The organism is Streptomyces sp. NPDC088810 (genome assembly GCF_044750305.1).
In the GTDB taxonomy this organism is placed as follows: Bacteria; Actinomycetota; Actinomycetes; order Streptomycetales; family Streptomycetaceae; genus Streptomyces.
Genome location: NZ_JBIVJQ010000009.1, coordinates 190,918 through 217,883, shown reverse-complemented (window position 1 = coordinate 217,883; position 26,966 = coordinate 190,918). Strand labels below are relative to the sequence as shown.

Genomic DNA, 26,966 nt, shown 5'->3' with positions numbered 1-26,966 from the left:
TGGCCCCGGTTACCGCCCGGCGGCCGCGCTGCCGAAGTCGAAGCGGTCCAGGTCGCTCAGCCACGCCCTGGCGTTGCCGTCGGACGGGGCGCGCCAGTCGCCGCGCGGGGAGAGGGAGCCGCCGGCCGAGACCTTCGGGCCGTTCGGCATCGCCGAGCGCTTGAACTGGGAGAACGCGAAGAAGCGGCGGCAGAAGACCTCCAGCCAGTGCCGGATCTCGGCCAGGTCGTACGCGACCCGCTTGGCCTCCGGGAAGCCGGTCGGCCAGGCGCCGGCGTCCGGGTCGTGCCAGGCGTGCCAGGCCAGGAAGGCGATCTTCGAGGGCCGGAAGCCGTAGCGCAGCACCTGGAAGAGGGTGAAGTCGTGCAGCGCGTACGGGCCGATCTTCGACTCGGTGGACTGCATCTCCTCGCCGGGCACCAGCTCCGGGCTGATCTCGGTGTCCAGGATCGCGGCGAGGATCTTGCCGGTCTCGTCGTCGAACTGCCCGCTGCTGACGACCCAGCGGATCAGGTGCTGGATCAGGGTCTTCGGCACCCCGGAGTTGACGTTGTAGTGGCTCATCTGGTCGCCGACGCCGTACGTGGACCAGCCGAGCGCCAGCTCGGAGAGGTCGCCGGTGCCGAGGACGATGCCGCCGCGCTGGTTGGCCAGCCGGAACAGGTAGTCGGTGCGCAGGCCGGCCTGGACGTTCTCGAAGGTGACGTCGTACACCGGCTCGCCGGAGGCGAACGGGTGGCCGATCTCCTGCAGCATCAGCCGCGCGGTCGGCGTGATGTCCAGCTCGGCGGCGGTGACGCCGAGCGCGCGCATCAGCTTGTGGGCGTTGTCCTTGGTGTGGTCGCTGGTGGCGAAGCCGGGCAGGGTGAAGGCGAGGATGTCGCTGCGCGGCCGGCCGGCGCGGTCCATCGCCCGGGCGGCGACGATCAGCGCGTGCGTGGAGTCGAGCCCGCCGGACACGCCGATGACGACCTTGGGCCCGCCGATCGCCGCCAGCCGCTGCTGGAGCCCGGCGACCTGGATGTTGTAGGCCTCGTAGCAGTCCAGGGCGAGCCGCTCGGGGTCGGCGGGCACGAACGGGAACCGCTCGACGCGCCGGCGCAGTCCGAGGTCGGTGAGCGGCGGGTCCAGTTCGAAGGAGACGGTCCGGAAGCCCCCGGTGCGGGCGGCGTGGGCCCGGCGGTTGTCGTCGAAGGTGCCCATCCGCTGCCGCTCCTGCCGCAGCAGGTCGAGGTCGACGTCGGCGACCGCGTACTGGTCGCCGAGCGGGAAACGGTCGGACTCGGCGAGCAGCACCCCGTTCTCGTAGATCATGGTCTGCCCGTCCCAGGACAGGTCGGTGGTCGACTCGCCCAGGCCGGCCGCCGCGTAGACGTAGGCGGCGAGGCAGCGGGAGGACGCCGAGCGGCACAGCAGCTTGCGGTCCTCGGCCCGGCCGACGGTGATCGGGCTGCCGGAGAGGTTGACCAGCACGGTCGCCCCGGCGAGGGCGGCCTCGGCGCTCGGCGGCACCGGCACCCACATGTCCTCGCAGATCTCCGTGTGCAGCACCAGCCCGGGCACGTCCTCGGCGGCGAACAGCAGGTCCACCCCGAACGGCACCTCGGCGCCGGCGACCCGGATGGTGCCGCCCCGCTCGTCATGACCGTCGGCGATCTGCCGGCGCTCGTAGAACTCCCGGTAGTTCGGCGGGTACGACTTCGGTACGACGCCGAGGACCCGGCCCCGGTGCACCAGCACCGCGCAGTTGTAGATCCGGTTGCGGTGGCGCAGCGGAGCGCCGACGACCAGCACCGGCAGCAGCTCGGCCGACCCGGCGACGACGGTTTCGAGGGCCGCCTCGACCTGGTCGAGGAGGGCGTCCTGGAGCAGCAGGTCCTCGATCGAGTAGCCGGTGAGGCCCAGCTCGGGGAAGACGGCGACGGCGACGCCCTCGTCCGCGCAGCCGCGGGCCTGGCGCAGGACCGCCTCGGCGTTGGCGTGCGGGTCGGCGATGACGGTGTGGCCCGTGCACGCGGCGATGCGCGCGAAGCCGTGGCTGTAGAGCGACCAGAAGTTCAACGGGGCTTCCTTCATGTCTGGAAGCCTAGATCCCGCCCCCGCCGGGGTACTCGGGCGGACCTGAGTACATCCGCTCTGGCCGGTGCCGGTGCGGGTCGAGAGGCTGGGGGCATGAGCCGAAGATTCCCGACATCCGTCCTCCGGATCCTGCCGTTCCTCGTGCCGGCCCTGGTCGCCGTGGCGGCGTGGGCCCTCTGGCTGGGCTGGGACCAGCAGCGGGACGTGCACCCGGACGGTTCGACGAGCGGCCCGTACGAGGCCTGGCAGGTGGTCGGGCTGGTGCTGACGCTGCTGGTGCCGGTGTACTGGGCCGTGTCCCGGGGGCACACCGCGGGCGCGGTCCTCGGCACCACGGCAGGGCTGACGGCCGCGGCCTGGTACGACTGGTCGGACGATTCGACCGGCCTCTTCGCGATCGGCGTGGGCATGGTCATGATCGGCAGCCTCGCCGGGACCGCCGCCGTCTCCGGTGTGATCGCCCTGGCCGGGCAAGGCATGCGCCGCACCGCGTCCTGACCGGTGCGATCGTGGTACGAGCTGCTCCTCTCCGGTGCTGCACCAGGTCCAGGACGCCGTCCGGCCCCGAGGGGGCCGGGGGCGCCGTGCGGTGGGGTCAGCGGTGGGCGGTGACGTAGTAGAGCGCCATTTCCTCCCACATCAGCGGTACGGGCTCGCTGGTGACCGTGAAGCCCTTCTCCCGCAGCAGCGTCTCGACCCGGTCGAGCGCGCCGTCGGTGTTGTTCACCTCCAGCAGGACGTTCTGCACCTTCGCCCAGTCCGCGTCGTCGATCCCGCGCAGCACCTCCAGCTCCGCGCCCTCGACGTCGACCTTGAGCAGGTCGATGGTCGTGACGTCCGGGTGGTGCTCCGCCAGGAACCGGGACAGCCGGTCCACGGTGACCGTGATCGTCGAGGCCTGGAACAGGTCGGTGGCCGCCTGCTCGCCGAGGCGCTCGCCCATCAGGCGCTTCTGCAGGACCTTCTCCTCCGGGTGGAGGGTGGAGTTGCCGGGCATCGCCGGGTAGTACGTGAAGGTGGCCTCGCGGGCCTCGGAGCCTACGGCGTACGGGTAGACGGTGACATCGCCGGCCTGGTGCAGTTCCAGGTTCTGCCGCAGCGCCTGGTAGTTCTCCGGCGCGGGTTCGAAGGCGATGATCCGGGCCGCCGGGTACTTCTGCTTCATGTAGAGCGAGAACAGCCCGATGTTCGCGCCGACATCGATGGTGAACGGCGCATCCGGAAGTCCGGGCTGCTCGTAGTTGTTGTCCTTGAATATCTCCTGGTAGATGAATCGGGCTTCGAACTCCCCGCTGGCATAGCAGGAGAATCCCTCTTCCAATTCAATGAGGTTCAGGCCCATGACCAGTACATTCCTTCCGCCGGGTCCGGAGCGTCGGCCGGCACCGGCCCGCCCCCGCAGCGATATTTCCACGTGAATAGTCGAGCCCTGCTCGCGGACCGCTAGAATCCCGGCAGTGCGTATCTGAAACGCGCGAGTGCAGGTGAAAGTCGCCCCTCCCGGGGCGGCCTTTCTGTGGCAGCATCCCGGCCATGAGAATTCTTTTCCCTGCCGCCCCCGGATACGGGCTGCTGCTGCCCGTCGTCCCCTTGGCGTGGGCCGCCCGGGCGGCCGGCCACGAGGTACTGCTCGCGACCACCGCCTACGTGACCAAGGCCGCCGCGGAGTCGGGGCTGCCGACGGTGGACGTCTTCCCGACCCGTGACGTCGGGGCCGACCTGCTGCTCGGTTCGAAGGGGCAGGCACCGAAGAGCGAGGAAGCGGGAGACGGGCTGCCGCCCGGGTATTGGGAGCTGGCCGGCGCGATGCGTCCCTTCGACCTGTTCACGCTGGCCATGACCGAGGGCACCGTCGAGGCCGGCCGCCGGTTCGGCGCGGACCTCGTGGTCTACCCGTCCGACCACGCGGCGGGGATGCTGGCCGCCGCCGCCCTGGGGGTGCCGGCCCTGGAGGTCGGCAACCGCGTCTCCTGGTCGATGCGGGACGAGGGCGTCAAGGCGAGCGGTGCCCAGAACCACCGCACCGGGGTCATCCCCGACCACTCGCCGCTCATCGCCATGCTGCGCGACCGTTTGGGCATCGGTGACCGGGAGCCCGAGCTGGTCGCCAGGATCGACCCCCGTCCGCCGAGCCTCGGCGGCCTGACGGAGGACGCCGAGGACCGCGAGGGCGGCGCTCCGTGGTGGCCGATGCGCTACATCCCGTACAACGGCGGCGGCCTGCTGCCCGACTGGGCGCTGCACCGCCCCGAGCGGCCGAGGATCTGCCTGACCCTCGGCACCGTCATCCCGCTGATGAACGACGGCAGCAAACTCCGGCTGCTGATGCAGGCGCTCGGGGAACTGGACGCCGAGGTGATCCTCGCCGACCACTCGACGGACGTCTCGGCGCTGGGCGAGCTGCCCGACAACGTACGGCTGCCCGGCTACCTGCCGCTGTCGGCCTTCCTGGGCACCTGCTCGCTGATCGTGCACCACGGCGGCTCCGGTACGACGGCCGCCGCGCTGCACCACGGCGTGCCCCAGCTGATCCTGCCCGAGGGCGCCGACAACCCCCTGGTGGCGCAGCGCGTGGTCGACTGCAAGGCGGGTCTCGCGCTGCCCTTCGCCGACATCGAGCTGGCGTCGGTGCGGGAGCTGGTGCGCCGCCTGCTCGACGAGCCCGGATTCACGGAGGCGGCCCGGGCGGTCAGCGCGGAGATGGCGGACCAGCCCAGCCCGGCGTCGGTGATCGACCGGCTCGTACGGGGACTGGGCGCCCGCTAGGCACCGTCCGGCTCGGATCAGCACTTGGGAGCTCCACTTGTTTTCCACCACGGCAGACTTCAGCAACTGGTTCGCCGACCGCTGCCGGGCGCACGAGTACCTGGTGTCCCGGGTTCCCCTCGACCGGCTCGACGGCTGGCGGTTCGAGCGCTCGACCGGGAACCTGGTCCACCGCAGCGGCCGCTTCTTCTCCGTCGAGGGTCTGGACGTCCGGGGCGCGGGGCGGGAGGTGGACGCCTGGCAGCAGCCGATCATCGTCCAGCCCGAGTACGGGATCCTCGGGATCCTGGTCAAGAGGTTCCACGGGGTCCCGCACTTCCTGCTGCAGGCCAAGATGGAACCGGGCAACGTCAACCTGGTGCAGCTGTCGCCGACCGTGCAGGCGACGAAGAGCAACTACACCCGGGTGCACGGCGGGAAGCCGGTCCCCTACCTGGAGCACTTCATCGCCCCGCACCGCGGGCGCGTGCTGCACGACGCGCTCCAGTCCGAGCAGGCCTCCTGGTTCCTGGGCAAGCGCAACCGCAACATGGTCATCGAGACCGACGAGGACGTCGAACTGCTCGACGACTTCTGCTGGCTGAGCGCGGAGCAGATCGGCGAGCTGCTCGGGGTCGACAACCTCGTCAACATGGACACCCGGACCGTGCTCTCCGGCGCGACGCCGTTCCGGCGGACCGGCCCCGCCCACGGGGACGGCACCTTCCGCCAGGCGTTGGACCGGGCCTGGCGGCCGGACGCCGAGCCGTTCCACGACACGGCGCGGCTGCTGAGCTGGTTCACCGACGCCAAGTGCCGTTCCTCGCTGGTCCGGCAGCGCCTGCCGCTGGCGCAGGTGCGCGGCTGGTCGCGGACCGACGGGACCATCGCCCAGGACGAGGGCAAGCACTTCACCGTGATCGGGGTGGACGTCCGGGCCAGCAGCCGCGAGGTGGGCAGCTGGTCGCAGGTGATGCTGCAGCCCCGCAGCGAGGGGGTCATCGCCTTCCTGGCCAGGACCGTCAACGGCGTGATGCACCTTCTGGTGCAGGCCAGGACCGAGACGGGGGCCGGCGACCTGATCGAGCTGGCGCCGACGGTCCACTGCCAGCCGGCCAACTACCCGCTGGGCGGCGCCCGGCCGAGGTTCCTGGAGGAGGTGCTCACCGCGCCCCCGGAGCGGATCCGCTTCGAGTCGGTGCACTCCGAGGAGGGCGGCCGTTTCTACCACGCGCAGAACCGGTACATGCTCGTCGAGGCCGGTGACGACTTCCCGACCGACGTCCCGGAGAGCTACGCCTGGATGACGCTCCGTCAGCTGACCGAGTTCGTCCGCTACGGCAACTACCTCAACGTGGAGGCCAGGAGCCTGCTGACCTTCCTCACCTTCGCCGATCTGGACGCTTCCGTGCCGCAGGCCGCCTAGCGGCCCGCGGAGGCGCGGACGCGCGAGAACGCCCGGCCGGGATCTCCCGGCCGGGCGTTCTCGCTCCGGTCGCCGCCCCGGGCGGTCAGACCCGGGCCGTCAGGGGCTCCCACCAGGCGCGGTGCTCGCGGTACCAGCGGACCGTCGCGGCCAGGCCCTCCGCGAACCGTACGCGCGGGGTGTACCCCAGCTCGGTGCGGATCTTGGTCCAGTCGACCGAGTACCGGCGGTCGTGCCCCTTGCGGTCCTCGACGTATGCGACGCTGCTGTCCCAGTCGGCCCCGAGGGCGTCCAGGAGCATGCGGGTGATGTCGTTGTTGGAGAGTTCCTCCCCGCCGCCGATGTTGTACACCTCGCCCGCCCGCCCGCGGGTGCGCACCAGTTCGATGCCCTGGACGTGGTCGTCTATGTGCAGCCAGTCCCGCACGTTCCCGCCGTCGCCGTACAGCGGCACCTTCCTGCCCTGCATCAGGTGCGTGATGAACAGCGGGATGAGCTTCTCGGGGAACTGGTGGTGGCCGTAGTTGTTGGAGCAGCGGGTCACCCGGACGTCCAGGCCGTGCGTGCGGTGGTAGGCGAGCGCGACCAGGTCGCTGGAGGCCTTCGACGCGGAGTACGGCGAGTTCGGCCGCAGCGGATCGGTCTCGGGCCAGGAACCGGTGTCGATCGAGCCGTAGACCTCGTCGGTGGAGATGTGCACGAACCGCTCGACGCCCGCCCGGTGCGCGGCGTCGACCAGCGTGTGCGTGCCCAGCACATTGGTGCGCACGAACTGCGCGCCGCCGTCGATCGAGCGGTCCACGTGGGACTCGGCCGCGAAGTGGACGACCTGGTCGTGCGCGCCCATCAGCCGCTCCACCGTGCCGGCGTCGCAGATGTCGCCCTGGACGAAGGAGAAGCGGGGATGGGAGCTCACCTCCTCCAGATTGGCGAGGTTGCCCGCGTAGGTGAGCTGGTCCAGCACCGTCACCCGGACGTCGCCGGGCCCCTCGGGGCCCAGCAGCGTCCGGACGTAGTGGGAGCCGATGAAACCGGCGCCGCCGGTCACCAGGAGTCGGGTCGTCATGACGAGATCTGCACCTTGCTGTGGTCACCGAGAACGAGCCGGTGGGCGGACGGGGTACGCGGGGCCGGCGTCACCTCGACGTCGCGGCCGATGAGCGAGGCCTCGACCCGGCGGACACCGGTGAGCGTCGAGTCCCGCAGCAGGATGGAGTACTCCACCTCGCTGTCCTCGATGCGGCAGCCCTCGGAGATCGAGGTGAAGGGTCCGACGTAGGAGCCGCTGATCACGGCACCGGCGCCGATGACCGCGGGGCCGACGACGCGGCTGCCGCTGACCCGGGCGCCCTCCTCGATCCGGACCCGGCCGATGATCTCGCTGCTGGCGTCGACCGTCCCGGCCGTGCGGGGCTCGATCCTCTCCAGGACCGACCGGTTGACCTCCAGCATGTCGGCGACGTTGCCGGTGTCCTTCCAGTAGCCGGAGATCGTGGTCGACCGTACGTCCCGGCCCTGGTCGATGAGCCACTGGAGGGCGTGGGTGATCTCCAGCTCACCGCGCGCGGAGGGCCGTACGGCGCGCACGGCCTCGTGCACGGCGGGGGTGAACAGGTAGACCCCCACCAGGGCGAGGTCGCTCTTGGGGAACTCCGGCTTCTCCACCAGCGAGACCACCCGGCCCGAGGCGTCCAGCTCCGCCACGCCGAAGGCCCGGGGGTCGAGCACCCGGGTCAGCAGGATGCCCGCGTCCGGCCGCTCCGCGCGGAAGTCGTCCACCAGGCCGGTGATGCCGCCGACGATGAAGTTGTCGCCGAGGTACATCACGAAGTCGTCGTCGCCGAGGAAGTCCCGCGCCACGAGGACCGCGTGCGCGAGGCCCAGCGGCGCGTCCTGGCGTATGTAGGTCACCTCCAGGCCGAAGCGGGAGCCGTCGCCGACCGCCTCGCGGATCTCGTCGGCGGTGTCTCCCACCACCAGGCCGACCTCGGTGATGCCGGCGTCGGCGATCGCCTCCAGGCCGTAGAAGAGAACGGGTTTGTTGGCCACCGGCACCAGCTGTTTGGCCGATGTGTGGGTGATGGGGCGCAGGCGGGTCCCCGACCCGCCGGACAGTACGAGCGCCTTCATGTACGAGCCTCCAGAGCAGATGACACCGGTCTTCCCTCCGGCCGCAGCGTGGCGGCCGGCGCTTCAGCAGGGGTCGAGCCGTGCCGGAGGTACGCCGGAACGCGCGGGGCCGGGCGGCTCACGAAGCGCCGGTTCAAGCCGCGTTCAAGGCGCTGGGCGCACACTCGCTGACCTGGGACCGGGCGCCCCTGGCCGGTCCATCCCACAGATCAGCGGAGGCCTCACCCGCATGCCCATCACGGCGAGCTTCACGGACGTCTACACGGCCGTTTCCCAGTTCTACGGCAGGCAGGTCCAGCTCCTGGACAGCAACCGGTTCGAGGAGTACGCGCAGACCTTCACCCCCGACGGGGAGTTCCAGCACACGCCCGGCGTCCCGCCGGCCCGCGGCCGTGCCGGGATCGTCGAGGAACTGCGCCGGTTCAACACCCGCTTCGCCGACGACCCGGTGCAGCGACGGCACATGTTCAGCATGCTCAACCTGACCGAGCGCGAGGACGGCGCCTTCGACGCGACGTTCTACGCGCTGGTCCTCACCACGCGTCCCGGCGTCAAGCAGCCGGTGGTCGGCCCGAGCTGCCTGGTGCACGACGTCCTCGTGATCGAGGACGGCGACGTGCGCAACCGCTCCCGCCGGGTGGCGCACGACCACCTGTTCGACGCCGCCTGATCCCCGCTGTCCTCGTCTTCCCGGAAAGGAATCGCATGACTGGCAAGCCGGTCGCCCTCGTCACCGGATCGTCGTCCGGAATCGGCGCCGCCGTAGCCCGCCGCATGGCCGCCGAAGGCATGGCGGTCGTCGTGAACGCGGTACGCAGTGCCGAGGCGGGCCAGGAGCTGGCCGCGTCGCTGCCCGACGCCAGGTTCGTCCGCGCCGACGTGTCCGACGAGACCGAGGCCCGGCAGCTCGTGGAGCAGGTCGTCGCGGAGTACGGCCGGCTCGACCTGCTGGTCAACAACGCCGGTGTCACGCAGCCGATCCCGCACGCCGACCTCGACGCCGTGACCGGCGACGTCTGGCGCAGGATCCTCGGGCTGAACGTCGTCGGCACCTGGCAGACGACGGTCGCGGCCGTGCCGTGGCTGCGCAGGTCGCCCGGCGGCGGCCACGTCGTCAACATCTCCTCGGTCGCCGGCACCCGTCCGGCCGGCAGCTCGATCCCCTACGCGGTGAGCAAGGCCGCGGTGGACCACATGACCCGGCTGCTCGCCGGGGCGCTCGGCCCCGACATCCGCGTCAACGCGGTCGCGCCGGGCCTGATCGACACCCCGTGGACCCAGGGCTTCACCGAGATCCGGGCCCGGGTCGAGGCCACCACACCGCTGCGCCGGGTCGGCACGCCCGAGGACGTGGCCGAGGCCGTGGCCGGTCTGCAGCGCGCCGCCTACACCACCGGCGAGGTCGTCCTCGTCGACGGCGGCGCCCACCTGCTGATCTGAACCGGAAGGAGCCGGCGCTGTGAAGCTCGGCGTGAACCTGACCTACCAGGGCGTGTCGGAACTGGCCGTCACCGCCGAACGCCTCGGCTACGACGTCGCCTTCGCCCCCGAGGGCTACCGGTCGGACGCGGCCAGCGTGCTCGGCCTGGTCGCCGGCCGGACCGAACGGATCGGGCTGGCCTCGGGCGTGATGCAGATCCCCGCCCGCACACCGGGGCTGGCCGCGCTCACCGCGGCGACCCTCAACTCGCTCTCGGGCGGCCGGTTCCGGCTCGGCCTCGGGGTGTCCAACCCCGATGTCTCCGACGGCTGGTACGGGGTGCCCTTCGACCGTCCGCTGGAACGCACCCGCGAGTACGTGGAGATCGTCCGCAGGGCGCTCTCCGGCGAGCCGGTGGTCTACGCGGGAGAGCACTACCGGCTGCCGTACTCCGGCGCCACCGGAGCTCCGCTGCACGTCATCACCGAACCGGCGGGCACCTCGGTCCCCGTCTATCTCGGTGCGGTGGGGCCGCGCAATCTCCGGCTGGCCGGAGAGCTGGCCGACGGCTGGATCGGCGTCTTCGCCGCACCCGAGCACGTCGCCGAGTCGGTCGAGCGGATCGCCGCCGGGCGGGCGCTGCGCGGCTCCACCATGGCCGGCTTCGAGGTGATCCCGTGCCTGGCCACCTCGGTGGGCGACGACATCGCGGCCTGTATCGACCTGCTGCGCGCGCACTACGCCCATCTGATGGGGATCGGCGACCCGGAGCGGAACTTCTACTGCAAGCTGGCCGCCCGGCTCGGCTGGGAGCAGGAGGCACGCGAGGTGAGCCTGCGGGTGCGGCGGGGCGACCGGGCGGGCGCGGCGGCGGCGGTGCCCGCCGGCTTCATCGACCGGACGTCGCTGGCCGGCCCGGTCGACCGGATCGCCGAACGCATGGCGGCCTACGCCGGGGCCGGTGTGACCACGCTCAGCATCATGATCTCGGCCGTGGACACCGACCTGGCCGGCCGGCTGGCCGTGCTGGAGCAGGCCAGGGCGGCGCTGGAGAAGTCCGGCGTGGCGGGCTGACCGCGCGCCGTACGCTCGCGGATTGCCCGCGCAAAGGTCCACGGCGGAGGGCGACTTGAGGACCGGCCGACCGTGCCCGGTGCCCGGCGGCCGGCCTTGCGACCCGCTGATGATCAGCGTTACAGTCTTGGTGAGCCCCGTATGGGCCTACGTATGGAGGTAGCGGCTACTCAGCCAACACAGGGACCGGCACGTCCGTCTCTCGCAGTTTCGTCAACCCCTGAAGCGGGGGTTCACTGCGCCCACTCCACTGCGTAGGCATGCGGGTTTTTTTGTGTTGTCCTCCTGTGCAGCCGCCCTCCTTTCCGGATGGAATCCGAAAGGAAGTGCATGAGCAAGGAACAGGCCGAGAACAACTGGTCCGGCTTCGACGTCAACGATTTCCAGCGGCGGATCATCGCCGAGTTCCGCGCGAACAACGGCAAGATGACCGGAATGTTCGAGGGCTGGTCGCTGACCGTGCTGACCACGACCGGGGCCAGGACCGGACTGCCCCGGGAGACCCCGCTCGGCTACCTCGTCATCGACGGCAAGGGCGTCGTCGTCGCATCAGCGAACGGATCGGACCGGCATCCCGCCTGGTACCACAACATCCGCAAGAACCCCATCGTGACGGTCGAGACCGGCGAGGAGACCTACCGGGCCATCGCCGCCGTCCCGCAGGGAGCCGAACGCGACCGGCTCTTCGAGCGGGTGGTGGCCGAGGCCCCCGGGTACGGCGACTACCAGGCCAAGACCACCCGTGAGATCCCCGTCGTCGTCCTGCACCGCATCGAGCCCCGGCCCGGTGAGGAGCGGGTGAAGGGCATGGGGGACTGGATCGTCGAGGTGCACGAATGGCTGCGCGGCGAGCTGAGGACGCTGCGCGAGCAGGCGGACCGGGTGATCGACGGCACCGCGGAGACCATCGAGACCACTCCGCCGGACCTCGCCCAGCAGATGCGCACCCACTGCCTCAGCTTCTGCGGCGCGCTGCGCCGGCACCACACCGGCGAGGACATGGCCGTCTTCCCCTCGCTGGCCGCGCAGTTCCCCGCGCTCGCCCCGGCACTCGCCCAGCTGAGCGAGCAGCACAAGGTGGTGGCCCAGCTCCAGGACTCCATCCAGGCGCTCGTCGAGGGCTTCGTGCCCGGCGAGTCCGACCCGGTACGCCTGCGCGCCGAGCTGGAAGAACTGGCCGGCCGCCTGGAGTCCCACTTCGACTTCGAGGAGCAGACCGTGGTGACGGCGCTCAACGCCACGGCCGAGGCACCGCCGTTCGCCTGATCCGGCACGGGCTCTTGAGCTGTCCTCTAGCGCCCGCTGCGAGCCTCGCCACCGGGTAGCGGCAGCAGACCGGCGCGGCCACCGACCGTGGCCGCACGTGCCGGTCGTCGCGCACCAGGAGGAGAGGAACCACCATGAGCAGTATCCCCGTCGGCGGCCGGCACGGCAGGCCGGCCACGAGGGACGGGCAGCCCGAGCTGCGGCGCACCGAGCACGTCAGGTACTCGATGGCGCCGGCCCGTACCCTCTACGAGCTGGCCGCCGACGTCACCCGCTGGCCCGCCATCTTCGGGCCCAGCATCTACGCCCAGCACCTGAGCCGCGGCCCGCGCACCGAGCGGTTCCGGCTGTGGGCCCAGGTGAACGGCGAGGTCAAGTCCTGGGTGTCCCGGCGCGAACTCGACCCCGACGCGCTGTGGATCCGCTTCGACCAGGAGGAGAGCGCCGCCCCCATCGGCAGCATGGGCGGCGAGTGGCACTTCCGGCCGCTGCCGGACGGCGGCACCGAGATCGTGCTGCTCCACGAGTTCACAGCCGCCGACGACAGCCAGGAGACGGTCAGCTGGATCGCCTCCGCGCTCGACCGCAACAGCGCGGTGGAGCTGGAGGCGCTGACCCGGATCGCCGAACTGGGCCACGCGATCGACGACGTGGTGTTCTCGTTCACCGACACCGTCGCGCTCAAGCGGCCGGCCGCCGAGGTCTACGACTTCCTGCACCGCTCGGACCTGTGGCCGCAGCGCCTCCCGCACGTGCGGCGGATGACGCTGAAGGAGGACGTGCCCGGTGTCCAGGACATGGTGATGGAGACGGTCACCGCGGACGGCTCCACGCACAGCACGCACTCGATCCGGGTGTGCGTGCCCGGCCAGCTCATCGTCTACAAGCAGTTGGTGCCGCCGCGGCTGCTCTTCGGCCACAGCGGACGCTGGGAGCTGGCCGGCGAGGGCGACGAGGTGCTGGTGACGGCCGAACACACCGTCGCGATCAACCCGGCCGCCATCGCGGAGGTGCTGGGCGCCGGCAAGACACTGGCCGACGCGCGCGAGTACGTCCGCAGCGCGCTGGGACGCAACAGCCGCAGCACGCTCGACCACGCCGGGTCGTGGCGTCATGAGTGAGACCGGCGGCATCCCCCACGACGGCTCCTGCGACGGCGCCTTCGCCGAGGTGGGCCGGGTCTTCCGGCGGCACTTCGCCGACGGCGAGGAGATCGGCGCCGCGGTGTGCGTCTACCACCGCGGCCGGCCGGTGGTGGACCTGTGGGGCGGCTTCGCCGACCCCGGCCGGACCGACCCGTGGCGGCCCTCGACCCTGGGAGTCCTCGCCTCACCCACCAAGGCACTCGTGTCCAGCGCCGCGCTGCTCCTGGTGGACCGCGGGGTGCTGGAGCTGGACCGGCCGATCGCCGACCACTGGCCGGAGTTCGCCGCGCACGGCAAGGAGAGGATCACGCTGCGGATGGTGCTGAGCCACCGCTCCGGCGTGGTCTGCCTGGACCACGCCCCGATCACCGCCGAGCACATGCGCCGGCACACCCCGATCGCCGAGGCGCTCGCCGAGGCCCGCCCGGAGTGGGAGCCGGACACCGCGCACGGGTACCACGCCGTGACCTTCGGCTACCTGGTCAGCGAACTGGTCCGCAGGCGCACCGGCCGCACGGTCGGCGCGTTCTTCGCCGAGGAGATCGCCGCGCCGCTGGGCCTCGACTGCCACATCGGCCTGCCCGACCCGGACTCGGTCCACCTGGCCACCATGCTCCAGTCCAAGGCCGAGGACGTGATGTCGGGCGGTGATCCCGGCGACGCCATCGCCATGCTGACCGAACTGGGCAAGCCCGACTCGCTCACCCACCGGTCGACGGTCGCCAGCATGGCCCTGGAACCGGAACCGGACCTGACGGCCGAGGACCCGTCCTACGGCGGCTGGGCGAGCGCCCAGTCCCTGGCCCGGCTGTATGCCGCGCTCCTCGGCGAGGTCGACGGGTTCCGGCTGCTCAGTCCCCGGATGTCGGCCGAGATCGGCCGGGTGCACGCGCAGGGCGCCTGCCGCATCACCATGATGTCCACCGCCTGGGGACTGGGGTTCATGCTGCCCGACAGCCCCACCTTCCCGGCCTCGGCCGGCCTGACCACCGCGTTCGGCTTCGACGGCGCGAACGGCACGTTCACCTTCGCCGATCCGCGCCACGACCTCGCCTTCGCCTACGTGCAGAACTCCGGCTCCCGCGAGCTGGGCAGCATCGACGACCGCGCCCACCGGCTCGTCCGAGCCGTCTATTCGAGCGTCGGACAGCGCTCGACCAAGGAGGAATCATGACCCGCACCCCTCTGGTCGCCCTGGTGACCGGCGCCACCAGCGGCATCGGCCTGGAGATCACCCGCCGGCTGGCCCGTGACGGCGCCCGGGTGTACCTGTGCGCGCGGCGCGAGGACGTCGTGGCCGAGACCGTGAAGTCGCTCCAGGACGAGGGGCTCGACGTCGACGGCCGGGCCTGCGACGTCACCTCCCGCGAGGACGTCCGCGCCTACGTCCGGGCCGCCACCGAACGGTTCGGCCCGGTGGACATCCTGGTGAACAACGCCGGCCGGTCCGGCGGCGGCGTCACCAAGGACGTCCCCGACGAGCTCTGGCTCGACGTGATCAACACCAACCTCAACAGCGTCTTCATGATGACCAAGGAGGTCCTCAACCACGGCGGCATCCTGGACCGGGGCTGGGGACGCATCGTCAACATCGCCTCCACCGGCGGCAAGCAGGGCGTCGTCAACGGCGCCCCGTACTCGGCCGCCAAGCACGGCGTCGTCGGGTTCAGCAAGGCGCTCGGCCTGGAGCTGGCCAAGACCGGTGTGACCGTGAACGCGGTCTGCCCCGGGTTCGTCGAGACGCCGATGGCCGAGCGCGTGCGCGAGGTCTACTCCGGGCTGTGGAACGTCCCGGCCGAGGAGGTCCACGAGCGGGTGAGCGCCCGGGTGCCGATCGGCCGGTACGTCGTACCGGAGGAGGTGGCCGCGATGGTGGCCTACCTGGTCGGCCCGGGCAGCGACGCGGTGACCGCGCAGGCCCTGAACGTGTGCGGCGGCCTCGGCAACTACTGATCCGCCACCGCGGGACGTGCCGAGCGCACAAGGGGCGTTTCCCGGCCGTCGGCCGGGAAACGCCCCTTCGGCAGATACGGGGTGGCGGCTTCAGCGGGCCCGGTCCGCGAGGGCGGCCAGGGTCCGGGTGAGCTGGTGCTCGTCGTCGGTCCGGTGGGTGACCACACCCGGTGTGATGCGCCGGCACAGGCCGCCCAGGACCTTGCCGGGGCCCACCTCGACCAGGTTCCCCGCACCCTCGGCCGCCAGCCGCTGCGCCGTACCGGTCCAGTCGACCCGGCCGGTGAACTGGCGGAGCAGGCAGGTGCGCGCCTCGGCGCCGTCCCTGACCGGTGCCGCGGTGAAGCTGGAGACGACCGGGATCACCGGATCACGGAACTCCACGTCCGCCAGGGCAGCGGCGAACTCGTCCTCGACGCCGCCGAGGAGCGTGCAGTGCGCGGCGCCACCGATCTGCAGCACCACGACGCGGTCGGCGCCGGCCTGCCCGACCAGTTCGGTGAGCGCGTCGACCGCGGCCGTCTGCCCGGAGACGACCACCTGGGTGAAGTCGTTGTGGTTGGCGACCTCCACGATCTCGCCGGAGACGGCGGCGGCCTTGAGGCACAGCTCCTCCACCGTCGCCAGGTCCAGGCCGACGACCGCCGCCATCTTGCCCGGCACCCGGGCGTTCGCCGCCATCATCAGCTCGCCGCGCAGCCGGACCAGCCGCAGCGCGTCGGTCCAGTCGAGGACGCCGGCGCAGACCAGCGCGCTGAACTCGCCCAGGCTGTGCCCGGCCGCGAGGTCCGGTACGACACCGTGCGCGCGCAGCACTTCGAGCGCCACCACACTGGTCAGCACCACGGCCGGCTGGGTGACGGGCATCTGCCGCAGCTGTGCGGCCGGACCCTCCCAGCACAACCGGGACAGTTCGAATCCGAGCAGTTCGTCGGCGCGGCGGTAGTAGCTCTCGGTCAGCCCGGGCCAACGCCGCAGCAGGTCGAGCCCCATGCCCACGCGCTGTGCGCCCTGGCCGGGGAAGAGGAAGGCGGTCCTGTCCAATGCAGACACTCACTCTCGGCTGGTGGCAGGAACCCGCAGTCTCCAGATCCGGCCTACACCACCGCTTGAGCACCGCTTCAGCTCGCGAAAGGGCCGCTCAAGCGGTTCTCCGGCCCGGCCTGCGATCGTGCGGCCACCGCCCTGCGGCGGTCCATTCTGAGGAGGAGAAGCGGCATGCGGAACAAGGTGCTGACCCGTCGGGGATTCCTCGGCCTGGGGGCGGCGGTGGGCGGCGCGGCGGTGGTCGGCGCCGCGGCGACCCCGACCTGGGCAGGCGAACCATCGGGCCGGAAGCCCTGGCCGACCACCCTGCGGCTGCCCGACGGGCTCCATCCGGACGGCCTGGCGATCGGCAGGCTGCCCTTCGCCTACTTCGGTTCGCTGCTCACCGCCGCGATCTACCGGGTCGACCTGTCCACCGGTGAGGGCGAGTTCATCAACGAGGGGCTCGGTTCGGGGCACAACGCCATCGGTCTCGCCCTGGACCACTGCGGACGGCTGTTCATCGGGGGCGGCTGGGGCCGGACCATCACCGTCATGGACGGCCGGACCGGCGAGGTGCTCACGACGTACGAGGGGCTGGGGGCCGCGAACGCCTGCGTGAACCTAGCGACGGTCACGCGGGAAGCCGCCTGGTTCACCGACGGACTCAACGGCGCCCTGTTCGGGGTGCCCTTCGGGCCGGGCGGCACGCTGCCCGGACGGGACGGGATCGTCACCCTGCCGCTGACGGGGGAGTGGCGGCAGAGCGACGCCCAGTGGCAGATCACCGGGGCGGGCATCGCCGGCTCCCCGGACGGGCGGGCTTTGCTGGTCGTCAACCAGTACGTCGACGGCGGCACCCTGTTCCGGGTCGACCCGCGGACCGGCGACGCCCGCCGGGTCGCCGTGGACGGCACGAAGTTCCCGACCACCAACGGCATCTGCGTCGACGGCCGCACGCTGTACGCGCCGTCGCAGACCGACCTCGCGGTGATCCGGCTGACTCCGGACGGCACCAGGGGCTCCCTGGTCCGCCGGATCACCGACCCGCGCTTCGACTCGCCGAGCGCCGTCGCGCCCTACGGCGACCGGCTGTATCTGACGAACTCGCGCTTCCCGCTGCCGCCGACGCCGACCACGGCGTACACCGCGGTGGCCCTGCCACGGCACACGTAGTCCAGGACGGAGCCCGGCCTCGGCCGGGCTCCTCCTCTTGGCCGCACCGCAACTCTCTCTCCCGGGAAAGGGGACCGCATGCCCGACGACGGCACCCGACTGATCGAGCTGGCCGAGGGGTTCTCCTGCCACGCCGAGGACGAGGCCACCGCCCGCTTCGGCTACCAGGAGCTCTTCGAGGACGACACGTACCGCCTCGATCACCTGCCGCGGACGCCCGTCGTCGTCGACGTCGGCGCGGGCATCGGGCTGTTCACCCTGCTGGTCAAGCGCAGCCGTCCGCGGGCCCGGGTGATCGCCTTCGAGCCGGTGCCCGGCAACGTCCGGCTGCTGCGGCGCAACCTGGCGCTGCACGGTGTCACGGAGGACGTCGTGGTACGGCAGTCCTGCCTGGGCGCGCGGCCGGCCGCCGCCGCGGAATTCACCCACCTCCCGCGGCTCGCGGGGAACTCCACCCTCCGTCCGGAGCAGCTCGGCCCCCAGCGCGAGTTGATGGCGCGACATGTGGGACCGGACAAGGCGGCGGAGCTCTTCGCGACCGCGCGCCTCGCCGTCGAGGTGGAGACCCTGTCCGGGGTCCTCCGCCGGACCGTCCCGGCCGGCCCGGTCGACCTGGTCAAGATCGACGTCGAGGGAGCGGAGCCGGACGTCCTCCACGGCATCGCCGAGGAGGACTGGCCCAGGATCGGCGCCCTGGTGGTCGAGGTGGGCGACGAGCGGGAGGCCGTGGAACGGATCCTGCGGGAGCGCGGGCTGGACGTGCGCAGCACACCCGCGCCCTACATGTGGCCCGAACTCGGCATCTACAACGTCACCGCACGACGCTGAGGGCGGTGCTGGGCCGTCAGCGCCTCCAGCCTGCGCACCACCTCGTCCGGGCCGGGCATGGACCGGATCAGCGAGTGCAGCTGCTCGGCACCGGCACGGAACGACGGCTCCGAGACGAGCCGCTGCACCTGCGCGCACAGCGACTCGGCGGTCAGCTCGCCCGGCTCCAGCATGAGCCCGGCGCCGCTGTCGGCGACGTACCGCGCGGTGCGGGCCTCGCCCCACATCGACAACGGGGTGACCAGCTGCGGCACCCGGTGCGCCCCGGCCGCCGCGAAGGTTCCGCCGCCGCCGTGGTGGATCAGCACCGAGCAGCTGGGCAGCAGGTAGTTCAGCGGCACGTACTCCACCAGCCGGACGTTCTCCGGCACCTCCTGCACGGTCGCCAATTGCTCGGCGTGCAGCGTGGCGACCAGCTCGATGTCCAGCTCGGACAGGGCGGCGACCATGTCGGCGAAGGAGAGCCCGGACTCCCGGAACAGCTGCCGGCCACGGCCTCCCATGCCGAGCGACAGGCACACCCGGGGCCGCTCGGGCCGCTCGTGCACCCAGGCGGGAGGGGTCCGGTTGCCGTTGTAGGGGACCCGCCGGACCGGCTCGTACGAGAGATCGACCGGCAGCCGGAGCGGCGCGGGCACCGGGTCGACGGACCACTGGCCGAGCAGCAGTTCCTCGCGGTAGGCGAGGCCGTACCGCTCCAGCATGGGGCGCATCAGCGCGGTGACAGGGTCCTCCTCCGGGCCGGCGTTGCGCTGGGCCAGCCGCTCGCGCGACCGGGCGTTCAGCCAGCCGATGTTGTCCTGGCCCCACAGGAACCGCGCCTGCGCGGCGCCGGTCAGCGTGGCGGCGACGGCGGCCGGCACGCAGAACGGGTCCCAGAGCACCAGGTCGGGCTGCCAGTTCCGGCAGAAGTCCACGAGGTCGTCGAGCATCGGCGTGAACCCGGCCAGCATCCTGGTCATGCCGGCCCACTTGCGCTCCCAGCCGTCGTCGTGGGCGGCGTCCACCGACAGGAAGTCGGTGAGCGAGTCGAGCTTCTCGAAGTTGTCGTTCCACTCCATGACCTCGGTCAGCGCCGCCCCGACCGGTACCGGGGCGAGACCGGCCTCGGTCACCAGATGGGCCGCACCGGGATGGATCGCGACGCGCACCTCGTGCCCGGCGTTCTGCAACGCCCAGGCCAACGGGACTAGGGGGTGCACATGCGCCGTCGCAGGGAAAGCGCAGAACAGAACACGCATGGAATCAATTTCCTCTCGCCCGACACAGTTCGGGAGAATTAACCTGCCCATCCCTTCTGGAATTGGAGTGGAACACCGGAGAGGTGCCACTCGAAAACCAATTGCGGATGACTTGAGCCCCGTCACCGGCCCGTCTTTCCGGCTACCGCGCGCCGACGATTCTCTGGCAGCATCGTCACGCAGTCTCCCACCATCATTCGGCCAACAGCCAAGGATTGCGTCATGCATGTGCGCGAACTCGCCGTTCCGGGAAGTTACGAATTCACGCCGAAGCTCTTTCCCGACCGGCGTGGGGTGTTCGTATCGCCGATGCAGGGGCCCCTCTTCCAGTCCCACGTCGGTCATGAATTCCAGGTGGCCCAGAGCAACATCAGCCGCTCGTCCCGCGGCGTGCTGCGCGGCATCCACTTCACCACGGCCCCGCCCGGGCAGGCGAAATACGTCCACTGCGCCCACGGACGGGCCCTCGACTTCGTCGTGGACATCCGCGTCGGCTCGCCCACGTTCGGCGCGTGGGACTGCGTCGAGCTGGACGCCGAGTCCTTCCGCGCGGTGTACCTGCCCGTCGGGGTCGGCCACACCTTCCTGGCGCTGGAGGACGACACGATGATGTCGTACCTGATGTCGACCAGCTACGTGCCGGAGCTGGAGCAGGCGATAGACCCGTTCGACCCCACGCTCGCGCTTCCCTGGCCCGAGGACGTCGAGTTCGTCGTCTCCGACCGGGACCGCGCCGCGATGAGCCTGCAGGAGGCGCTGGAGCGGGGGCTGCTGCCCAAGTACGAGGACTGCGTCGAGGGGCAGGTGCGGGCGTGACCGGCACGCCCGTGCGCGGGCGGGTCGCGGTGCTCGGCGGCACCGGTTCGGTGGGCCGGCAGGTCTGCGCCGCCTTCGCGGAGCAGGGCCACGAGGTGGTCGCGGTCGCCCGCAGGCCGGCGCCGCACGTGGCGCCGTACCGGTTCGTGCCGCTCGACCTGGCGGCCGCCGACGGTGCCGCGCTGGCCGCGGTCCTCGCCCGCGAGGGCGTCGGTACCGTGGTCAACGCGGTCACCGGGTGGGGTGCCACGGACGAGGAGATGCACCTGCTCAACGTCCGGCCCGTCGAGCACGTCGTCGGCGCGCTGCGCCGGCTGCCCGGCCGTCCGCGCCTGGTCCACATCGGCACGCTGCACGAGTACGGTCCGGTGCCCGAGGGCAGCCCGATCCACGAGAAGCTGCCCCCGGCGCCGGAGAGCCGCTACGCGCGCGTGAAGCTCGCCGCCTCCCGCACGGTGCTCGACGCGACGGGGCCCGACGGCATCGACGGTGTGGTCGTCCGGCTGGCCAACACCCTCGGACCGCATCCCGCGGCCGAGACCTTCCTGGGGTCGCTCGCCCGCCGGCTGCGCGGGACCGACCCGTCCGACGGGATCGAGCTGACGATCTCCGACGCACGCCGGGACTACGTCGACGTACGGGACGCGGCGGAGGCGATCGTGCGCGCCGCGGTCCTGCCCGAGGTGCCGCCCCTGCTGAACATCGGCAGCGGAACCGCCGTCTCGGTCCGCTCCCTGGTGCGGGAGCTGCTGCGGGCCGCCGGCCTGCCCGCCGACACCGTCCGGGAGACCGGTGGCGCGGTGCACAGCCACGGCGGCGACTGGACCCGGGCCGACATCGCCCTGGCCGGCTCCGCGCTGGACTGGCGGCCCCGGTTCACCGTGGGCGAGTCCATGGCGGCGCTGTGGGACAGCCTCGGCACCTGACGGCCGGGCCGGCAGGGGGCAGGCCCTCGCCGGGTGGGCGAGGGCCTGCCCCCTGGGGCGTACGGCTCAGGCGCAGCAGGTCAGCGGCCCGCCGTGGTAGTCCACCATCTCGCCGAAGATCACGCCCATCTCCTTGAGCAGGACGTCGAAGTCGAGATCCGCCTCCGGGGTGAGCTGCTCGGCGTAGGCGCGGTGCAGGTTGGCCACCAGCCGCTCCGGCTCACCGAGGGCGGCGAACCGGCCGAGGTCGGCCTCGCGCGCCACGGTGAGCGGTGCCCGGCCCGCGGCGATGCCGTCCACGGCCAGCTGCCGCACCCAGCGCAGGTAGTCCTCGGTGACGTCGAGGAGTTCGGGCCCGCCCACCGGGCCGTGCCCCGTCACCACGGTCGTGGCGCCCAGACCGCGCAGCTGCTCGATCACCTTCAGCGAGCCGGAGACCGAGCCGAGCGGCACGAACGGAGTGAAGCCGGACATGACGATGTCGCCCGTGAAGAGCACCTTGCGCTCGGGTATCCAGACAACGGTGTCGTTGGCGGTGTGCGCGAGCCCGAAGTGCATCAGTTCCGCGGTCAGTCCGCCGACGTGCAGGGTCAGCCGGTCCCGGTAGGTGACCGAGGGCAGCCGCACCTCGACCCCGCCCCAGGCCACGTCCGGCCACAGCTCGGTCAGGTGCAGACCGGCCCGGTCCATCTCGTCGCGGGCGTTGACGTGGGCGATGACGGTGGCCTCCGGGAAAAGGGAGTTCCCGAAGGTGTGGTCACCGTGTGAGTGCGTGTTCACCAGGGCGAACGGTGCCGGGCGGCCGTCCGAGAGCACCGCCCGGCGCAGGCGCTCGGCACGCGCCCGGGTCGCGGCGGTGTCGATCAGCGCGACGGAACCGCCGGACGCGATGACACCCGCGTTGTTGACACACCAGCCGCCCTCCGGCTGGACGTAGGCGAAGACACCGTCGGCCACTTCCTGCAGGACGGGCTCATTGGCTGCTGGGGACACGAAAGCCTCCTAGACGTAACAGGGTTCCCGGCCGTGGCGACCGGACGGTCAGACCAGGTCGTATGCGGCGAGCGGCAGTTCCGGGACGTTCGACAGCACCGCCTGGTGCAGTCGTTGCAGCCGGTTGGAGGGTTCGACGCCCAGCTCGCCGATCAGGGTCTGCCGGAGGGTGCGGAAGACCTGCAGGGCCCGCCACGGCGCGCCCGAGCGCTGCAGCGCGATCATCAGCATGGCGCAGAAGTTCTCGTGCATCGGCGACTGGGCGACGAGCATCCGCAGCTCGGGAATGAGCATGGCGTGCCTGCCCAGGTGCAGGTCGGCGAGGATGCGCAGCTCCTGGGCCCGCATCCGGGCCTCCTCCATCCCCATCGCCTCCATCTCCAGCACCTGCCCGGCCGGTACGTCCATCAGGGCCGGCCCGCTCCACAGCTGGAGCGCGCGCCCGAGCAGGCGCGAGGAGGTCTCCGCGTCGCCGGCCGCGAGCATGGCGTCGCCCTCGGCGGTGAGCTGTTCGAACTCGCGCAGGTCGAAGGCACCGGGCGCGATCGCGAGTTGGTAGCCGTTGAAGTGGGTGACCAGCAGATCCTTCGCGCTGAGCGGGGAAGAGGCCGGGAGCGATCTGGCGATGAGCTTGCGCAGCTGCAGGATGTACGTCTGGAGCGTCGTGGTCCCGCTGCGCGGCACCTTGTCGCCCCAGATCTCCTGCATCAGCGTCGACACCGGCACCACACGCCCGCACCGCAGCGCGAGCAAGGTGAGCACCTGCTTGGGCTTGCCGGCCGTCGGAACCACGGACCGGCCGCCGATCCGGACGCCGACCGGGCCCAGCACGCTGATTTCCATCGTCTGCTCATCGAGCGCCTCTACCGGCCTCGGCGCCACTACGTCCTGAATGATTTCGATCCCCCTGGGACGGCCGCTGCGTGGGGGCAGCGGACAGATTTCCATGGCTGTTTCGCAGGAGCCTTCGAGCACCGGCCGAGCTGCGCAGGTCTTGGCGCACCCCGTTCCCGGCCGGACCGCTTAGTCGTCTCCTCGACGTCACCGTTGTTCAGCCTCTGAAAGGCACCTTGAGGCTCACTTGAACGGCGTGCCGGAGCCGCCGGGCACCGCCAGCTCAAGCGGAGTTCTAGCTCGCTGCGAACAGCCGGGTGCAGCATCGGCGCTCAAGCCGAGCCCAGGAGGCCAAAGATGCCCGAACTTATTTCACCCAAAGCAGGGATGGAACGGGCCGCGCATGACATCGCGGCGCTCGCGGCCCGTCACGCCGGACGAGCCGAAGAGGAATGGCAACTGAGTCCCGACGTGGTGCGTGCGATCACATCGGCCGGATTCGGACGCCACTTCGTGGCACCGGAGTACGGCGGTACCGCGGGCACCTTCGCGGAGTTCGGCGCCGCCGTCGCCGTCATCGGTGCGAAGTGCCCGGCGACGGCGTGGTGCGCGTCCCTGGCGGCGAGCATGGCCAGGATGGCCGGCTACCTGCCGGAGGACGGCCGCAAGCGGGTGTGGCAGGACGGCCCCGACGTCCTGATCGTCGGCGGCGTCTCCCCGGTCGGCCGGGCCCACGCGCACCAGGACGGCTGGCTGCTGTCCGGTACGTGGCAGTACATCAGCGCCGCCGCCCACTCGGACTGGGCGCTGGTGTGCGGCGTCGCCAAGTCCGGTGCGCAGTGCGAGCCGCGGCTGTTCGCCCTGCCGCGCGCCGACTACCGGCTGGAGCGGACCTGGTCGGACGTCGGGATGCGGGCCACCGGAAGCGACACGCTCATCGCCGAGGACGTCTTCGTGCCCGCCGCCCTGAGCTTCCCGCTCACCACCCTCCTGGAAGGCGCCGCCGCCCCCTCCGCACCCGGCTGCCACCACGTCCCCCTGACCGCGGTGAACGGGCTCTTCTTCGCCCTGCCCATCCTCGGTGCCGCCGAGGGCGCGCTCGACCTGTGGTCGTCGTACGCCGCGCAGAAGATCCGCTCCTGGTCCCCGAGGCAGCCCGGGCCGTCCCGCGGGTTCTACGAGGAGACCCTCGCCCGCACCTCCGGCACGATCGACGCGGCCCGCTCGCTGCTGGAACGGGCCGCCCGCGTCGCCGACCTGGGCGCGCGCACCACACCCCTGGAGCGGGCCCGCAACCAGCGGGACTCCGCCCTCGCGGCAGATCTCCTGGTCAGCGCGGTCAACCAGCTGTTCCGGGCCTCGGGCACCGCGGGACACAGCGTGCACCACCCCTTGCAGCGGCTCTGGCGGGACGCCAACTCCGCCGCGGGCCACGTGGTGCTGCAACCGGGGCCGGCCGCGGCCTCGTACGCCGTCAGCGCCCTGGGGCTCGACGGCTGACGGGCCGCTGCCGGCGGCGGGCGGCGCCGGCCCCGCGGCTACCGCATCGTCCCGATGCTCCGGTAGACGGCCTCGATGAGCCGGCGGGGCCGGTCGTCCAGCGTGCCCATCACCGGCGAGCCCGCGTTCTGCATGTAGCCGAAGGCCAGGTCGTGCTCGGGGTCGGCGAACAGGTACGAGCCGTTGGCGGCGCTCAGGCCGAAGGCGGTGGTCAGCCCGGCCGAGGCCGGGAAGACCGCGTGGTCGGGCAGCTGCACGCCCAGGCCCCAGTTGCAGTCGGTCTGCGTCACCAGGCAGTGGCCCTTGGAGTGCATGCGCGTCATCTCGGCGAGCAGGCCCGGGCTCAGCAGGCGCGATCCGTCGACCTCGCCGATCAGCGCGGCCATGAAACGGGCCAGCGACCGCGCGCTCGCCCGGCCGCCGTAGGAGGGGTCCTCCCAGGCCGGGTCGAGCGCCGTCACGTCCAGGGCCAGGCTGCCCATCATCGCCCGGTAGGTCAGCGTGCTCGGGTCGAGGAAGGCGGCCAGCTCGCGGTCCTCGCCGGCGAAGAGCGCCTCGGCCTTGGACGTGAACATGGTTGCCAGGTGGACGGCCCCGTCGTCCGGGACCCCTATGTGACAGTCGAGCCCCAGCGGACCGGCGATCTCCTCGGCGAAGTACCGGCCGACCGTGCGCCCCGTTTGCCGCCGCAGCAGCTCGCTGACCAGGTAGCCGAAGGTGATCCCGTGGTACCCGTGCGCGGTGTCCGGCTCCCACTCCGGCCGCGCGTCGGCGAGCGCCTCGGCGATCGGCAGATGGGTGCGCATGGCCTCGTTGGTGATCGGCGCGTGGTCCAGACACACCACACCGGAGCGGTGGGCGAGCACCATCCGCAGGGTGATCCCCGCCTTGCCGTGTGCCGCGAACTCCGGCCAGTAGCGGGCGACCGGGGCGTCGAGGTCGAGCAGCCCCTGGTCCACCAGCCGCAACGCCGACACGGCGACCAGCGCCTTGGTCGGCGAGGCGAGCACTCCCAGCGTGTCGGGACGCCAGGGATCCACCCGGTCCTCGTCCGCGAACCCGCCCCACAGATCGACCACCGGTTCGCCCCGGTGATAGACGCACACCCCGGCGCCCACCTCCGCACCCGCGGCGAAGTTCGCCTCGAACGCCTCGGCGACCCCGGCGAAGCCGTCCGCCGCCCAGCCACCTCGCGGAGACCCGCTCATCGTGTCCCACCTCCGTATCCACGCCTGATCGCCTACGACAGTCGCTGCCCGCGCTCGTGGTTCGCTCGACTCTCGGCAACGCGGCGCTCGGGCGGGACCGGCTTCCGCCGTCCTTCGAGCGGGCGTCGAGGCCATGCCGCGAAGGTGGCCTGGTCACACCAGCCCCCAACCACGGAGAACGCCAGGTGCTGAGAGTCGGAGTCATGGGCTGCGCCGAGATCGCGCGGCGCCGCATGCTGCCCGCCATGCAGGCGCATCCGCTCATCGAGGTCGCCGCGGTCGCCAGCCGGGACGCCGCCAAGGCGGCCGGGACGGCCCGCCTCTTCGGCTGCCGGCCGGTCGTCGGGTACGACACGTTGCTGGCGGACGACACCGTCCAGGCCGTGTACGTCCCGCTGCCCGCGGCGCTGCACGCCCCCTGGGTCGAGGCGGCGCTGGCGGCGGGCAAGCACGTGCTCGCCGAGAAGCCGCTCACCACGGATCCGGCCCGCACCCGCGAGCTGCTCGACCAGGCCCGCACCCGGGCACTGGTGCTCATGGAGAACGTCATGTTCGTCCACCACGGCCGGCACGAGGTGGTCCGCCGGCTGGTGGCGGACGGCGCGATCGGCGAACTGCGCTCCCTGCACGCGACGTTCACGATTCCGCGGCTGCCCGACGACGACATCCGCCACCAGCCCGGACTCGGCGGCGGCAGCCTCTTCGACGTCGGGGTCTATCCGGTCCGCGCGGCCGTGCACCTGCTGGCGGGGCCGCTGGAGGTCCGGGGCGCCGTCCTCGAACGCCGTCCCGGCCGCCGGGTCGACACCGCCGGTGCCGCGCTGCTGCGGTCGCGCGACGGGGTCGGGGCGCACCTGACCTTCGGCATGGAGGACGCCTACCGGTCCCGGTACGAGCTGTCGGGCAGCACCGGCCGCATCCTCGTCGACCGCGCCTTCACCCCGCCCGCGGACCACGCCCCGCAGATCGTCGTCGAGTCCCGGGACGGCATCCGGACGCACACGCTGCCGCCGGACGACCAGGTCGCCAACACGCTCGACGCGTTCGTCGCGGCGGTGCGCGGGGGAGGCCTGTCACCGGACGACTGCCTGGCCCAGGCCGACCTGCTCGCGGGCATCCGCCGGGCGGCCGGCCCGTCCTGCTGAGGAGGCTCAGGCCGGCGCCGGCTCCTTGGCCGGTC

At 71.8% G+C, this 26,966-nt stretch carries 25 protein-coding genes; 16 read left to right on the top strand and 9 right to left on the bottom strand.

Annotation, left to right across the window (positions count from 1 at the left end):
• Positions 1–9 precede the first annotated feature (9 nt).
• Positions 10–2,076, bottom strand: a complete 2,067-nt coding sequence (locus ACIP4Y_RS27180; protein WP_401398204.1) for an NAD(+) synthase — start codon at positions 2,074–2,076, stop codon at positions 10–12.
• A 96-nt stretch (positions 2,077–2,172) separates the two neighbouring features.
• On the opposite strand from ACIP4Y_RS27180, the gene ACIP4Y_RS27175 reads away from it, so the two are divergent.
• A complete protein-coding gene (locus ACIP4Y_RS27175) occupies positions 2,173–2,577 on the top strand; it encodes a hypothetical protein (protein WP_401398202.1) in 405 nt (134 codons plus the stop codon).
• 97 nt (positions 2,578–2,674) lie between these two features.
• Here ACIP4Y_RS27175 and ACIP4Y_RS27170 read toward each other — a convergent pair whose 3' ends face one another.
• Positions 2,675–3,421 carry an FkbM family methyltransferase gene (locus ACIP4Y_RS27170; protein ID WP_401398200.1) on the bottom strand — a complete coding sequence of 249 codons (747 nt, stop codon included), beginning with the start codon at positions 3,419–3,421 and terminating at the stop codon, positions 2,675–2,677.
• Positions 3,422–3,612: 191 nt separating this feature from the next.
• Here ACIP4Y_RS27170 and ACIP4Y_RS27165 point away from each other — a divergent pair, with 191 nt between their 5' ends.
• Both ACIP4Y_RS27165 and ACIP4Y_RS27160 read left to right on the top strand, forming a co-directional pair.
• Positions 3,613–4,845 carry a nucleotide disphospho-sugar-binding domain-containing protein gene (locus ACIP4Y_RS27165; protein WP_401398198.1) on the top strand — a complete coding sequence of 411 codons (1,233 nt, stop codon included), beginning with the start codon at positions 3,613–3,615 and terminating at the stop codon, positions 4,843–4,845.
• A 37-nt stretch (positions 4,846–4,882) separates the two neighbouring features.
• The gene (locus tag ACIP4Y_RS27160) at positions 4,883–6,250 is read left to right on the top strand and encodes an NDP-hexose 2,3-dehydratase family protein (RefSeq protein WP_401398196.1); all 1,368 of its coding nucleotides are present in this window, start codon (positions 4,883–4,885) and stop codon (positions 6,248–6,250) included.
• Positions 6,251–6,335: 85 nt separating this feature from the next.
• Here the strand turns inward: ACIP4Y_RS27160 and rfbB are convergent, their stop codons facing one another.
• On the bottom strand, positions 6,336–7,316 hold the full coding sequence (gene rfbB, locus ACIP4Y_RS27155) for a dTDP-glucose 4,6-dehydratase (protein WP_401398194.1): 981 nt from the start codon (positions 7,314–7,316) through the stop codon (positions 6,336–6,338).
• On the bottom strand, positions 7,313–8,380 hold the full coding sequence (locus ACIP4Y_RS27150) for a glucose-1-phosphate thymidylyltransferase (protein WP_358639763.1): 1,068 nt from the start codon (positions 8,378–8,380) through the stop codon (positions 7,313–7,315). Before ACIP4Y_RS27150 ends, rfbB begins: the two co-directional genes overlap by 4 nt.
• 229 nt (positions 8,381–8,609) lie before the next feature.
• Here ACIP4Y_RS27150 and ACIP4Y_RS27145 point away from each other — a divergent pair, with 229 nt between their 5' ends.
• From ACIP4Y_RS27145 to ACIP4Y_RS27115, 7 genes are all read left to right on the top strand, one after another.
• Positions 8,610–9,050 carry a nuclear transport factor 2 family protein gene (locus ACIP4Y_RS27145; protein ID WP_401398192.1) on the top strand — a complete coding sequence of 147 codons (441 nt, stop codon included), beginning with the start codon at positions 8,610–8,612 and terminating at the stop codon, positions 9,048–9,050.
• A gap of 35 nt (positions 9,051–9,085) precedes the next feature.
• Positions 9,086–9,820, top strand: coding sequence for an SDR family NAD(P)-dependent oxidoreductase (locus ACIP4Y_RS27140; protein WP_401398190.1), 735 nt, complete (start codon positions 9,086–9,088; stop codon positions 9,818–9,820).
• A gap of 19 nt (positions 9,821–9,839) precedes the next feature.
• Positions 9,840–10,874 carry an LLM class flavin-dependent oxidoreductase gene (locus ACIP4Y_RS27135; RefSeq protein WP_401398188.1) on the top strand — a complete coding sequence of 345 codons (1,035 nt, stop codon included), beginning with the start codon at positions 9,840–9,842 and terminating at the stop codon, positions 10,872–10,874.
• 330 nt (positions 10,875–11,204) lie between these two features.
• Positions 11,205–12,140 carry a nitroreductase/quinone reductase family protein gene (locus ACIP4Y_RS27130; protein ID WP_401398186.1) on the top strand — a complete coding sequence of 312 codons (936 nt, stop codon included), beginning with the start codon at positions 11,205–11,207 and terminating at the stop codon, positions 12,138–12,140.
• Positions 12,141–12,274: 134 nt separating this feature from the next.
• Complete coding sequence (locus tag ACIP4Y_RS27125; protein ID WP_401398185.1) at positions 12,275–13,261, top strand: aromatase/cyclase; 987 nt, start codon at positions 12,275–12,277, stop codon at positions 13,259–13,261.
• The gene (locus tag ACIP4Y_RS27120) at positions 13,254–14,459 is read left to right on the top strand and encodes a serine hydrolase domain-containing protein (protein WP_358639775.1); all 1,206 of its coding nucleotides are present in this window, start codon (positions 13,254–13,256) and stop codon (positions 14,457–14,459) included. Before ACIP4Y_RS27125 ends, ACIP4Y_RS27120 begins: the two co-directional genes overlap by 8 nt.
• Positions 14,453–15,238, top strand: coding sequence for an SDR family NAD(P)-dependent oxidoreductase (locus tag ACIP4Y_RS27115; protein ID WP_401398433.1), 786 nt, complete (start codon positions 14,453–14,455; stop codon positions 15,236–15,238). The genes ACIP4Y_RS27120 and ACIP4Y_RS27115 overlap by 7 nt, the downstream gene beginning before the upstream one ends.
• A 90-nt stretch (positions 15,239–15,328) precedes the next feature.
• Here the strand turns inward: ACIP4Y_RS27115 and fabD are convergent, their stop codons facing one another.
• On the bottom strand, positions 15,329–16,282 hold the full coding sequence (fabD, locus tag ACIP4Y_RS27110; RefSeq protein WP_401398183.1) for an ACP S-malonyltransferase: 954 nt from the start codon (positions 16,280–16,282) through the stop codon (positions 15,329–15,331).
• 174 nt (positions 16,283–16,456) lie between these two features.
• Between fabD and ACIP4Y_RS27105 the strand changes: the two genes are divergently transcribed.
• Both ACIP4Y_RS27105 and ACIP4Y_RS27100 read left to right on the top strand, forming a co-directional pair.
• A complete protein-coding gene (locus ACIP4Y_RS27105) occupies positions 16,457–17,440 on the top strand; it encodes an SMP-30/gluconolactonase/LRE family protein (RefSeq protein ID WP_401398181.1) in 984 nt (327 codons plus the stop codon).
• Positions 17,441–17,518: 78 nt separating this feature from the next.
• Positions 17,519–18,268: an FkbM family methyltransferase gene (locus ACIP4Y_RS27100; RefSeq protein ID WP_401398179.1), complete on the top strand. Its 750-nt coding sequence runs from the start codon at positions 17,519–17,521 to the stop codon at positions 18,266–18,268.
• Here ACIP4Y_RS27100 and ACIP4Y_RS27095 read toward each other — a convergent pair.
• Positions 18,244–19,452, bottom strand: a complete 1,209-nt coding sequence (locus tag ACIP4Y_RS27095; RefSeq protein WP_401398177.1) for a nucleotide disphospho-sugar-binding domain-containing protein — start codon at positions 19,450–19,452, stop codon at positions 18,244–18,246. The two genes, ACIP4Y_RS27100 and ACIP4Y_RS27095, sit on opposite strands and share 25 nt — an antisense overlap.
• 279 nt (positions 19,453–19,731) lie before the next feature.
• Between ACIP4Y_RS27095 and ACIP4Y_RS27090 the strand changes: the two genes are divergently transcribed.
• The gene (locus ACIP4Y_RS27090; protein WP_358647250.1) at positions 19,732–20,325 is read left to right on the top strand and encodes a dTDP-4-dehydrorhamnose 3,5-epimerase family protein; all 594 of its coding nucleotides are present in this window, start codon (positions 19,732–19,734) and stop codon (positions 20,323–20,325) included.
• Positions 20,322–21,251, top strand: a complete 930-nt coding sequence (locus ACIP4Y_RS27085) for an NAD-dependent epimerase/dehydratase family protein (RefSeq protein ID WP_401398175.1) — start codon at positions 20,322–20,324, stop codon at positions 21,249–21,251. The genes ACIP4Y_RS27090 and ACIP4Y_RS27085 overlap by 4 nt, the downstream gene beginning before the upstream one ends.
• Positions 21,252–21,317: 66 nt before the next feature.
• On the opposite strand, the gene ACIP4Y_RS27080 is transcribed toward ACIP4Y_RS27085, so the two are convergent.
• Positions 21,318–22,244: an MBL fold metallo-hydrolase gene (locus ACIP4Y_RS27080; RefSeq protein ID WP_401398173.1), complete on the bottom strand. Its 927-nt coding sequence runs from the start codon at positions 22,242–22,244 to the stop codon at positions 21,318–21,320.
• Positions 22,245–22,292: 48 nt separating this feature from the next.
• Positions 22,293–23,087 carry an AfsR/SARP family transcriptional regulator gene (locus ACIP4Y_RS27075; protein WP_358647244.1) on the bottom strand — a complete coding sequence of 265 codons (795 nt, stop codon included), beginning with the start codon at positions 23,085–23,087 and terminating at the stop codon, positions 22,293–22,295.
• 462 nt (positions 23,088–23,549) lie between these two features.
• Here ACIP4Y_RS27075 and ACIP4Y_RS27070 point away from each other — a divergent pair, with 462 nt between their 5' ends.
• Entirely contained in the window at positions 23,550–24,578 is a 1,029-nt protein-coding gene (locus ACIP4Y_RS27070) for an acyl-CoA dehydrogenase family protein (RefSeq protein WP_401398171.1), read from the top strand.
• A 38-nt stretch (positions 24,579–24,616) separates the two neighbouring features.
• Here ACIP4Y_RS27070 and ACIP4Y_RS27065 read toward each other — a convergent pair whose 3' ends face one another.
• Entirely contained in the window at positions 24,617–25,786 is a 1,170-nt protein-coding gene (locus ACIP4Y_RS27065) for a serine hydrolase domain-containing protein (protein WP_401398169.1), read from the bottom strand.
• Positions 25,787–25,974: 188 nt separating this feature from the next.
• On the opposite strand from ACIP4Y_RS27065, the gene ACIP4Y_RS27060 reads away from it, so the two are divergent.
• The gene (locus ACIP4Y_RS27060) at positions 25,975–26,931 is read left to right on the top strand and encodes a Gfo/Idh/MocA family protein (RefSeq protein WP_401398431.1); all 957 of its coding nucleotides are present in this window, start codon (positions 25,975–25,977) and stop codon (positions 26,929–26,931) included.
• The last annotated feature ends 35 nt before the right edge of the window (positions 26,932–26,966 follow it).

Excerpts from the sequence above, each read along its gene's own strand:
- ACIP4Y_RS27180 (WP_401398204.1), bottom strand. The coding sequence starts at position 2,076 with ATGAAGGAAGCCCCGTTGAACTTCTGGTCGCTCTACAGCCACGGCTTC.
- ACIP4Y_RS27175 (WP_401398202.1), top strand. The coding sequence starts at position 2,173 with ATGAGCCGAAGATTCCCGACATCCGTCCTCCGGATCCTGCCGTTCCTC.
- ACIP4Y_RS27170 (WP_401398200.1), bottom strand. The coding sequence starts at position 3,421 with ATGGGCCTGAACCTCATTGAATTGGAAGAGGGATTCTCCTGCTATGCC.
- ACIP4Y_RS27165 (WP_401398198.1), top strand. The coding sequence starts at position 3,613 with ATGAGAATTCTTTTCCCTGCCGCCCCCGGATACGGGCTGCTGCTGCCC.
- rfbB (WP_401398194.1), bottom strand. The coding sequence starts at position 7,316 with ATGACGACCCGACTCCTGGTGACCGGCGGCGCCGGTTTCATCGGCTCC.
- ACIP4Y_RS27150 (WP_358639763.1), bottom strand. The coding sequence starts at position 8,380 with ATGAAGGCGCTCGTACTGTCCGGCGGGTCGGGGACCCGCCTGCGCCCC.
- ACIP4Y_RS27145 (WP_401398192.1), top strand. The coding sequence starts at position 8,610 with ATGCCCATCACGGCGAGCTTCACGGACGTCTACACGGCCGTTTCCCAG.
- ACIP4Y_RS27140 (WP_401398190.1), top strand. The coding sequence starts at position 9,086 with ATGACTGGCAAGCCGGTCGCCCTCGTCACCGGATCGTCGTCCGGAATC.
- ACIP4Y_RS27130 (WP_401398186.1), top strand. The coding sequence starts at position 11,205 with ATGAGCAAGGAACAGGCCGAGAACAACTGGTCCGGCTTCGACGTCAAC.
- ACIP4Y_RS27125 (WP_401398185.1), top strand. The coding sequence starts at position 12,275 with ATGAGCAGTATCCCCGTCGGCGGCCGGCACGGCAGGCCGGCCACGAGG.
- ACIP4Y_RS27120 (WP_358639775.1), top strand. The coding sequence starts at position 13,254 with ATGAGTGAGACCGGCGGCATCCCCCACGACGGCTCCTGCGACGGCGCC.
- ACIP4Y_RS27105 (WP_401398181.1), top strand. The coding sequence starts at position 16,457 with ATGCGGAACAAGGTGCTGACCCGTCGGGGATTCCTCGGCCTGGGGGCG.
- ACIP4Y_RS27100 (WP_401398179.1), top strand. The coding sequence starts at position 17,519 with ATGCCCGACGACGGCACCCGACTGATCGAGCTGGCCGAGGGGTTCTCC.
- ACIP4Y_RS27090 (WP_358647250.1), top strand. The coding sequence starts at position 19,732 with ATGCATGTGCGCGAACTCGCCGTTCCGGGAAGTTACGAATTCACGCCG.
- ACIP4Y_RS27075 (WP_358647244.1), bottom strand. The coding sequence starts at position 23,087 with ATGGAAATCAGCGTGCTGGGCCCGGTCGGCGTCCGGATCGGCGGCCGG.
- ACIP4Y_RS27065 (WP_401398169.1), bottom strand. The coding sequence starts at position 25,786 with ATGAGCGGGTCTCCGCGAGGTGGCTGGGCGGCGGACGGCTTCGCCGGG.